At 65.5% G+C, this 9,363-nt stretch carries 6 protein-coding genes, 1 tRNA gene and 1 pseudogene; 7 read left to right on the top strand and 1 reads right to left on the bottom strand.

Annotated features, from left to right (window positions below; translation table 11 throughout):
• From VJ655_RS01065 to VJ655_RS01045, 5 genes and pseudogenes are all read left to right on the top strand, one after another.
• Nucleotides 1-304 (top strand): annotated as a pseudogene (locus tag VJ655_RS01065) (histidine phosphatase family protein); the annotation flags it as partial.
• Nucleotides 305-314: 10 nt separating this feature from the next.
• Nucleotides 315-1,766, top strand: a complete 1,452-nt coding sequence (locus tag VJ655_RS01060) for an NAD(P)H-hydrate dehydratase (protein ID WP_324097518.1) — start codon at nucleotides 315-317, stop codon at nucleotides 1,764-1,766.
• A gap of 44 nt (nucleotides 1,767-1,810) precedes the next feature.
• Nucleotides 1,811-1,895, top strand: a tRNA-Leu gene (locus VJ655_RS01055).
• A 183-nt stretch (nucleotides 1,896-2,078) separates the two neighbouring features.
• Nucleotides 2,079-3,437: a trigger factor gene (tig, locus tag VJ655_RS01050; RefSeq protein ID WP_324097519.1), complete on the top strand. Its 1,359-nt coding sequence runs from the start codon at nucleotides 2,079-2,081 to the stop codon at nucleotides 3,435-3,437.
• 179 nt (nucleotides 3,438-3,616) lie between these two features.
• Entirely contained in the window at nucleotides 3,617-4,246 is a 630-nt protein-coding gene (locus VJ655_RS01045; protein WP_324097517.1) for an ATP-dependent Clp protease proteolytic subunit, read from the top strand.
• A gap of 83 nt (nucleotides 4,247-4,329) precedes the next feature.
• Here the strand turns inward: VJ655_RS01045 and VJ655_RS01040 are convergent, their stop codons facing one another.
• Nucleotides 4,330-5,001 carry an HAD-IB family hydrolase gene (locus VJ655_RS01040; RefSeq protein ID WP_324097516.1) on the bottom strand — a complete coding sequence of 224 codons (672 nt, stop codon included), beginning with the start codon at nucleotides 4,999-5,001 and terminating at the stop codon, nucleotides 4,330-4,332.
• A gap of 337 nt (nucleotides 5,002-5,338) precedes the next feature.
• On the opposite strand from VJ655_RS01040, the gene clpX reads away from it, so the two are divergent.
• Both clpX and lon read left to right on the top strand, forming a co-directional pair.
• Entirely contained in the window at nucleotides 5,339-6,601 is a 1,263-nt protein-coding gene (gene clpX, locus VJ655_RS01035; RefSeq protein ID WP_223390216.1) for an ATP-dependent protease ATP-binding subunit ClpX, read from the top strand.
• 395 nt (nucleotides 6,602-6,996) lie between these two features.
• The coding region (gene lon / locus VJ655_RS01030; RefSeq protein ID WP_324097515.1) for an endopeptidase La at nucleotides 6,997-9,363 on the top strand (2,367 nt) is incomplete at its 3' end.

Below are 9,363 nucleotides of genomic sequence, written 5' to 3'. Positions count from 1 at the left end.
CCTGGCGGCCGACCAGAGGCCAGGGTGGCTGAGGCAGGCCTTCGAAGGGCGGTGGGACGAAGTCGTCGGCGACTTGAACTATCTCGACTGGGCGAGAGGCGTGGCGGCCGCGCTTGGCGAGCATCGAGGAGCCGCGGTGTTCAGCCACTTCGTGGCGCTGAACGCGGCCGTGGCGACGGCCACCGGCGACCCATCGGTTATCGTCTTCCGGCCGGATCATTGCTCTCGGACGGTCTTCGAGGTCGAGGGCGGCCGCTTGATCCTGGTGGAGAAAGGGCGCGAAGCTCAGAGCCAAGTGCTTTGAAGGAGTCGCCGTGGCGCGAGAGATCTTGTCCGTCGCCCAAATGACCGCGGCCGATCGCGCCGCCGTGGCGAGTGGGACGCCCACGCAGGTCCTGATGGAGCGCGCCGGAGCGGCGGTGGCCGACGCGGTTCGCGCCCGCTACGACCGCCGGCCGGTGGTGATCTGGTGCGGACCCGGCGACAATGGCGGCGATGGCTATGTCGCCGCGCGCCATCTGAAACGGCGGGGTTGGCCTGTCGTCGTCGAGGCGGCCTATCCGCCGTCCACCGAAGCCGCGCGCTGGGCCGCGTCCCGCTGGAAGGGCGAGGTGCGTCCGCTGTCGTCACAGCCCGCGCCCGACGCTCTCTATATAGACGCCCTGTTCGGCGCGGGTCTTTCGCGGCCCTTGGAAGGCGAGGTGGCGAGGTTGGCGCGCGTCTGCGGCGACCTGACCCTGGACATCGTGGCCGTGGACACGCCGTCGGGGATTCACGGAGACACCGGCCGCTCCCTCGGCGGGGTCGCCTTCCGCGCCGACGTGACCGTGACCTTCCATCGCCGCAAGCCGGCCCATGTCCTGGCCGAAGGGCGGAAATCCTGTGGCGAAATCGTACTCGCCGATATCGGGCTAGGCCCGGTTGAGGGTGTCGGTCTGTTCGAGGACGATCCTAGCCTCTGGCGCGCGCGCTTTCCCTGGCCGGCGTTCGACGTCCACAAGCACAGCCGCGGGCGCCTCAAGGTCGTCAGCGGCGAGGCCTGGAACACAGGAGCTGCTCGCCTCTCGGCCCGTGGCGCGCTTCGGATCGGCGCGGGCGCGGTGACGGTCCTGTCTCCGCCCGGCGCTCTCGCCGTCAACGCGGCGCACTTGGAGGCGGTGATGCTGGCGCCGTTCGAGTCGGACGCGGATCTAGCCGTCGCGGCCGAGGAGGCCGACGTCGTCATCATCGGCCCCGCCGCCGGGGTGGGGGAGGCGACCGCCCGTAATTTGCAGGCCCTGGCCCGCACGGGCGCGGCCCTGGTGGTCGACGCCGACGCCCTGACCAGCTTCCGACACGATCCCGAAGCCCTGTTTGCGTGCCTCGACCGCGACGACGTGCTGACCCCGCATCCTGGGGAGTTCGAGCGCGTCTTTCCGGGGTTGCTGGCGCGAGGACCCGAGCGGATCACCGCGGCCCGCGAGGCGGCGCGCACGGCCGGCGCCGTCGTGCTGTTGAAAGGGGCGGACACCGTGGTCGCCGCGCCCGACGGACGGGCCTCGGTTCTCCTGAACGGGACGCCATGGCTGGCCACGGCGGGTTCGGGCGACGTGCTCGCCGGGTTCATCGGCGGATTGATCGCCCAGGGCATGGAGAGCTTCGAGGCCGCCTGCGCGGGGGCGTGGATCCATGCCGAATGCGGCCGTCGGCACGGCCCGGGTCTGATCGCCGAGGACCTTCCGGGCCTGGCGCCGGCCGTCCTGGCCGAGCTGCACGGCGGACGCTGACCGGGCTTGCGCGCCGCGCCGCAAGTCCGTAAGCCCCGTCGCACGCGGATGTGGCGAAACTGGTAGACGCACTAGATTTAGGTTCTAGCGCCGAGAGGCGTGGAGGTTCGAGTCCTCTCATCCGCACCAGACATCTGGCGGGGCGCATCTTGTGTCCCGCCAGTTTTGACCTATCGCGCTCTTGGATGCTCGCGCACGTCGTGACATAAGGACGCTCTTTCGCCGCCCCGGCCTCGCGGGCGGCGTCGATCTTTTGGACCCCAGGGCGGAGATCGGGCGCTTGGCGCCTCGACCCGAGAATTAAGAATGTCGATGCAGATCGTTGAAAAGTCGGGCGAAGGCCTCAGCCGCGTTTTTGGCGTCACGGTGCCCGCGAGTGAACTGGCCACGCGCCTGGATGCGCGGATCGCCGAAGTCGCTCCGCAGATGAACGTGAAGGGTTTCCGCCCCGGCAAGGTGCCGACCGCTCACGTCCGTCGCATGTACGGCAAGGCCCTGATGGGCGAAGTCGTCGAGCAGGCGTTGAACGAGACGACCCAGAAGGTCCTCGAGGAAAACAAGCTGCGTCCGGCCGGTCAGCCCGAGCTGAACCCGTCGTCGGACATGGAAAAGGTCATCGCTGGCGGCGAAGACCTGGCGTTCGAACTGGCCGTCGAAGTGATGCCGGAATTCGAACCGATCGACCCGACGTCGATCGAACTGATCAAGCCGGTCTACAAGGTCACCGACGCCGAGGTCGACGAGGCCCTGGACGAGCTGGCCAAGCAGGCCCGCACCTATGAGCCGCGCACGGGCAAGAGCCTGAAGGCCAAGGACGGCGATCAACTGCTGATCGACTTCGTCGGCACGATCGACGGTGTCGAATTCGCCGGCGGCAAGGCCGAGGGCGCCGAGCTGGTCCTGGGTTCGGGTCAATTCATCCCGGGCTTCGAAGACCAGCTGGTCGGCGCCAAGCCGGGCGACGAAGTCGTCGTCAAGGTGAAGTTCCCGGAAGAATACCAAGCCAAGGACCTGGCCGGTAAGGACGCCGAGTTCGCCACCAAGGTGACCGAAGTCCGCGCCCCGGTCGACGGCAAGGCCGACGACGAGCTGGCCAAGCGCCTGGGCCTGTCGGACCTGGCCGCCCTGAAGGACCTGCTGCGCTCGAACCTGTCGGGCCGTTACGACAACAGCTCGCGCTTCAAGCTGAAGCGCGCTCTGCTGGACGTCCTGGACACCAAGCACGACTTCCCGCTGCCGCCGCGCATGGTGGAAGCCGAGTTCGCCGGCATCTGGCAACAGGTCGAGGCCGACAAGGCCCGTGGCGGCCTGCCGCCCGAAGACGCCGAGAAGTCGGAAGACACGCTCAAGGAAGAGTACCGCAAGATCGCCGAGCGCCGCGTGCGTCTGGGTCTGGTGCTCGCAGAAATCGGTCGGAAGAACGATGTCGTCGTCACCGATCAGGAACTGACCGACGCCATCATGCGCGAAGCTCGCCAATACGGCGCGCAAGCCCAGCAGGTGTTCGACATGTACCGCCAGCGAGCCGACCTTCAGGCCGCTCTCCGCGCCCCGATCTACGAGGACAAGGTCGTCGACCTGATCTTCGGCAAGGCCAAGGTCGAGGAAAAGGAAGTCTCCAAGGACGAGCTCCTGGAAGAAGACGACCTGCCGGAAGGCTACGGCGGCTAAGGCCCGATTAGGTCGAGATGATCAAGGCGCGGTCCGCGAGGGTCGCGCCTTTTTCGTATCGGCGCGAGGATGCCCGCTCCTTGCAACCTGTTAAGCGCCACGCGATATGCGTTGGCGAAGGCGCGCGGGGGCTGATTCGTTTTCGCGCCAGAGACACACGAAAAGGGTGATCCCCAATGATGTACGATCCGGTTTCGACGGCGATGAACCTGGTTCCGATGGTGGTTGAGCAGACCAGCCGCGGCGAGCGGGCGTTCGACATCTTCTCGCGACTGCTGAAGGAACGGATCATCTTCCTGACCGGTCCCGTCGAGGACGGCATGGCCAGCCTGATCTGCGCCCAGCTTCTCTTCCTGGAGTCGGAGAACCCCAAGAAGGAAATCGCCATGTACATCAACTCGCCGGGCGGCGTGGTGACGGCTGGCCTCGCGATCTACGACACCATGCAATACATCAAGAGCCCGGTCTCGACGGTGTGCATGGGCATGGCCGCCTCGATGGGCAGCCTTCTGCTCGCCGCCGGCGCCGCCGGCCAGCGTATCGCCCTGCCGAACGCCCGCATCATGGTGCACCAGCCCTCGGGCGGCTTCCGCGGCCAAGCCTCGGACATCGAGCGCCACGCCGAGGACATCATCAAGACCAAGCGCCGCCTGAACGAGATCTACGTCAAGCACTGCGGCCGCACCTATGAAGAGGTCGAGCGCACCCTGGACCGCGACCACTTCATGAGCTCGGAAGAGGCCAAGGCCTGGGGCCTGGTCGATCACGTCTACGACACGCGCGAAGCGGCCGAGGCCGGCGCCGAATAGGGCGAAGCTTCACTGAAACGAGAAAGCCGCCGACCTCCGGGTCGGCGGCTTTTTTGTCGCGAGGCGCCCTGCGGCAAATCCGCTCAGGTCGCCGGTTTGCCTCGGAAGACGCGGTAGCCCTTCTCGCCGGCGATCGCGAGCATGTCGGTGTCGCCCGAGGTGTCGCCATAGGCCGCCGTCAGGTGGACGTCGGCGCCGAACACTTCGCGCAGGCGGACGACCTTTTCCTTGGCCCGGCAGTTGTTCCCGTCGAGCCCGCCCAGGATGCGGCCGTCCTCCGAGCAGATCAGGCGCGTGCCGATCAGCATGTCAGCGCCCAAGCCTCGGGCGAATGGCGCGACGGTGATCTCGGGGGAAGCCGTCACGATGACCATCTTGGCGCCCTTGGCCCGCCACGCGCGCCAGACGGCTACGGCGTCCGGGCGCAACAGGGATGGCGCATAGGCCTCGGCGAAGGCCCTGGCGTCGTTCTCGATCTGCTCGACCGTCGCGCCCTTCAAGAACTCGCGGACCGCGGCGGCCTTGAGTTTCGCGCGGTTGCGGTCGAACACATAGGCGATCAGCGAGGGGGTCAGGCGAATGACGCCGCGCGTCCACTTGCGACCCGCGCGCCACTTCAGAAAGGCGTTGAAACTGTCCTTGACGGTCAAGGTGCCGTCGAAGTCGAAAGCCACCAGGCCCGGCTCATGGCCCATGTCGCCGGTCATCGGGCGCGAAGCGCTCAACCCCTTGGACATCAAAGAACGCTTCGCCATCGACCTTCCCACAGAGCGCGCTCGACGCGCTCGACCGTCTCGATTCCCGACTTCGTAATACGGGGTTCCACAGGCCGCTGTAAGGGCCAAGACGCTGGACGCTTGCGCCCGAGCGCCAATCGCCCAATTTAGATGACGAGGTCATGACGCGATCCGCCGCGTTCGAGCGTTTGAGGCGTGAAAGGCGCCGGCAAGGCTTGTGAAGCAGGCGCGGATCGGGGAATGTCAAGGATTAGACAACTCCCGGCGTATATCCTGCTCGCTTCGGTGGCGGCATATGCGCTCGGAGGGGCGTCTCGGCGTTAAGCTGTAAGTCGCCATAGTGTGAGAAGCGATCATGACGAAAGCCGCGAGCGGCGACACCAAGAGCACCCTGTACTGTTCTTTCTGCGGAAAGAGCCAACATGAGGTGCGCAAGCTCATCGCGGGACCGACGGTGTTCATTTGTGATGAATGCGTCGAACTCTGCATGGACATCATCCGCGAAGAGCACAAGATCGCCTTCGTGAAGTCCAAGGACGGCGTGCCGACGCCGCGCGAGATCTGCGAAGTCCTGGACGATTACGTGATTGGGCAAGGCCACGCGAAGAAGGTTCTCGCGGTGGCGGTGCACAACCACTACAAGCGCCTCAATCACGCTTCGAAGAACAACGACGTCGAACTGGCCAAGTCGAACATCCTGCTGGTCGGTCCGACCGGTACGGGTAAGACGCTGCTGGCCCAGACGCTGGCTCGAATCATCGACGTGCCGTTCACGATGGCCGACGCCACGACGCTGACCGAAGCCGGTTACGTCGGCGAAGACGTCGAGAACATCGTGCTGAAGTTGCTGCAAGCCGCCGACTACAACGTCGAGCGCGCCCAGCGCGGCATCGTCTATATCGACGAAATCGACAAGATCAGCCGCAAGTCCGACAATCCCTCGATCACCCGCGACGTGTCGGGCGAGGGCGTGCAGCAGGCCCTGCTGAAGATCATGGAAGGCACCGTCGCCTCCGTGCCGCCGCAAGGCGGGCGCAAGCATCCGCAGCAGGAGTTCCTGCAGGTCGACACGACGAACATCCTGTTCATCTGCGGCGGCGCGTTCGCAGGGCTCGAGAAGATCATCTCGGCGCGCGGCGCGGCCAAGTCGATCGGCTTCGGCGCCAAGGTGACCGATCCGGAAGAGCGTCGCACGGGCGAGATCCTGCGCAATGTCGAACCCGACGACCTGCAGCGCTTCGGCCTGATCCCGGAATTCATCGGCCGTCTGCCGGTGGTCGCGACCCTGGAGGATCTCGACGAGACCGCCCTGGTCAAGATCCTGACCGAACCGAAGAACGCCTTCGTCAAGCAATACCAGCGCCTGTTCGAGATGGAGAACATCGGCCTGACCTTCACCGAGGACGCCCTGCACGGCGTCGCCAAGAAGGCCATCGCCCGCAAGACCGGCGCGCGCGGCCTGCGTTCGATCATGGAGGGCATCCTGCTGGAGACCATGTTCGAACTGCCCAACTACGAGGGCGTCGAGGAGGTGGTGGTCAACGCCGAGGTCGTCGAGGGCCGGGCCCAGCCGCTGCTGATCTACGCGGAAAAGAAGGGCGGCGCGGCTTCGGCCTAACGCCAACCGCCGCTACGAAAATCAGGCGCGCCTTCCTGTGGGAGGCGCGCTTTTTTCGTGGATAAGCTGACGTCGTACAGCTGTTGGACCAACCGTGCGGCTTCGGCGCCACGCATAGCTTGAGCGATGGAAGACACGTAACACGCCCCGCATTGGGCTAATTTTCCCTCACGGAGCGAATGGGGGGCATAAGCGCTTTAACTTGGCCTGAACTGCGCGACCTGTCGCCGCTGTGAGGCGAGTACGCTTGAACCGTGTTGTAAAACGTCCACATAAATAACGACATTCCGTCCAGTCCAGGGCGGACGGGCCGATCGACTCAGGCGCATCGTCTGAAGTTACGGCGGCCCGCGTGGCCAGGCGCCGTGTGCGCCGCGGCCGGGAGTATTGAGAACATGTCCGAACTACGTACGCTTCCTGTCTTGCCCCTGCGGGACATCGTTGTGTTCCCGCACATGGTGGTGCCGCTCTTCGTGGGCCGCGACAAATCCGTGCGCGCCCTCGAGGAAGTGATGCGCGGCGACAAGCAGATCCTGCTCGTGACGCAGAAGAACTCGGCGGACGATGATCCGGCGCCGGGCGACATCTTCGACGTCGGCGTGCTGGCCACCGTGCTGCAGCTGCTGAAGCTGCCCGACGGCACCGTCAAGGTGCTGGTCGAGGGCAAGGGCCGCGCGGCTGTCGTGAAGTTCACCGACCAGGAGTCCTTCTACGAAGCCCAGATCGGCGAGGTCAGCGAGGACGAAGGCGCCGGCCCGGAGGCCGAAGCCCTGTCGCGCGCGGTCGTCGAGCAATTCGAAAACTACGTCAAACTGAACAAGAAGGTGCCGCCGGAGGCCCTGGCGTCGATCCCGCAGATCGCCGAGCCGGGCAAGCTGGCCGACAGCATCGCCGCGCACCTTTCGGTGAAGATCGGCGACAAGCAGAACCTGCTGGAAATCTTCGACGTCGTGAAGCGCCTGGAAAAGGTCTTCGCCCTGATGGAGGGCGAAATCTCGGTGCTGCAGGTCGAGAAGAAGATCCGCTCGCGCGTGAAGCGCCAGATGGAGAAGACCCAGCGCGAGTATTATCTGAACGAGCAGATGAAGGCGATCCAGCGCGAGCTGGGCGATCCCGACGACGCGCGTGACGAACTGATCGACCTCGAAAAGCGCATCAAGAAGACCAAGCTGTCCAAGGAAGCGCGCGCCAAGGCCGAGAGCGAGCTGAAGAAGCTGCGCAACATGAGCCCGATGTCGGCCGAGAGCACCGTGGTCCGGAACTATCTGGACTGGCTGCTGTCGATTCCGTGGGGCAAGGCCAAGACCAAGAAGATCGACCTGGCGGAGGCCGAGGAGATCCTCGACGCCGACCACTACGGTCTGGAAAAGGTCAAGGAACGGATCCTCGAGTATCTGGCCGTCCAGGCCCGGACCAACTCGCTGAAGGGCCCGATCCTGTGCCTGGTCGGCCCTCCCGGCGTCGGCAAGACCTCGCTGGGCAAGTCGCTGGCCAAGGCCACGGGCCGCGAGTTCGTGCGCATGAGCCTCGGCGGCGTGCGTGACGAGGCCGAGATCCGCGGTCACCGCCGCACCTACATCGGCTCGATGCCCGGCAAGGTCGTCCAGTCGATGAAGAAGGCCAAGACCACCAACGCCTTCGTCCTGCTGGACGAGATCGACAAGATGGGCAGCGACTACCGCGGCGACCCCGCCTCGGCGCTGCTTGAGGTGCTGGATCCGGCGCAGAACTCGACGTTCGGCGACCACTACCTGGAGGTCGACTACGACCTGTCGCAGGTGATGTTCGTCACGACGGCCAACAGCCTGAACATGCCCCAGCCGCTGCTGGACCGCATGGAGATCATCCGCATCCCCGGCTACACCGAGGATGAGAAGCTGGAGATCGCCAAGCGGCACATCCTGCCGAAGCTGGCCAAGGATCACGGCCTGAAGCCGGCCGAGTTCATCGTTCCGGACAAGGCTATCCGCGACCTGATCCGCTACTACACCCGGGAAGCCGGCGTGCGGTCGCTGGAGCGGGAACTGGGCGCCCTGGCGCGCAAGACGGTGCGTGATCTGGCCCGTGAAAAGGTCGCCTCGATCACCATCGACGACGAGCGTCTGGCCAAGTACGCGGGCGTCAAGAAGTACCGCTACGGCGAGACCGACGAGGTCGATCAGGTCGGCATCGTCACCGGTCTGGCCTGGACGGAGTTCGGCGGCGACATCCTGACCATCGAAGCCGTGAAGATGCCGGGCAAGGGTCGCATGCAGATCACCGGCAACCTCAAGGACGTGATGAAGGAGTCGATCGCGGCGGCCAACAGCTACGTCCGCTCGCGAGCGCTGCAGTTCGGCATCAAGCCGCCGGTCTTCGAGAAGACCGACGTGCACATCCACGTGCCGGACGGCGCCACGCCCAAGGATGGTCCGTCCGCCGGCGCGGCCATGGGTCTGGCCATCGTCTCGGTGCTGACCGGCATCCCGATCCGCAAGGATATCGCCATGACCGGCGAGATCACTCTACGCGGCCGGGTCACCGCCATCGGCGGCCTGAAGGAGAAGCTGCTCGCGGCCCTGCGCTCCGGCGTCAAGACCGTGCTGATCCCGCAGGAGAACGAGAAGGACCTCGTGGACGTGCCGCAAAGCGTCAAGGACGGACTGGAAATCATCCCGGTCTCGACCATGGACGAGGTGCTCAAGCACGCGCTCACCGGTCCCCTGACGCCCGTCGAATGGAACGAGGCGGAAGAGCCGATTGCTGCGGGTGCGAAGAAGGAC

The sequence above is a fragment of the Caulobacter sp. genome (genome assembly GCF_035254145.1).
Lineage (GTDB): Bacteria > Pseudomonadota > Alphaproteobacteria > Caulobacterales > Caulobacteraceae > Caulobacter.
This window is presented reverse-complemented; position numbering and strand designations above follow the sequence as displayed.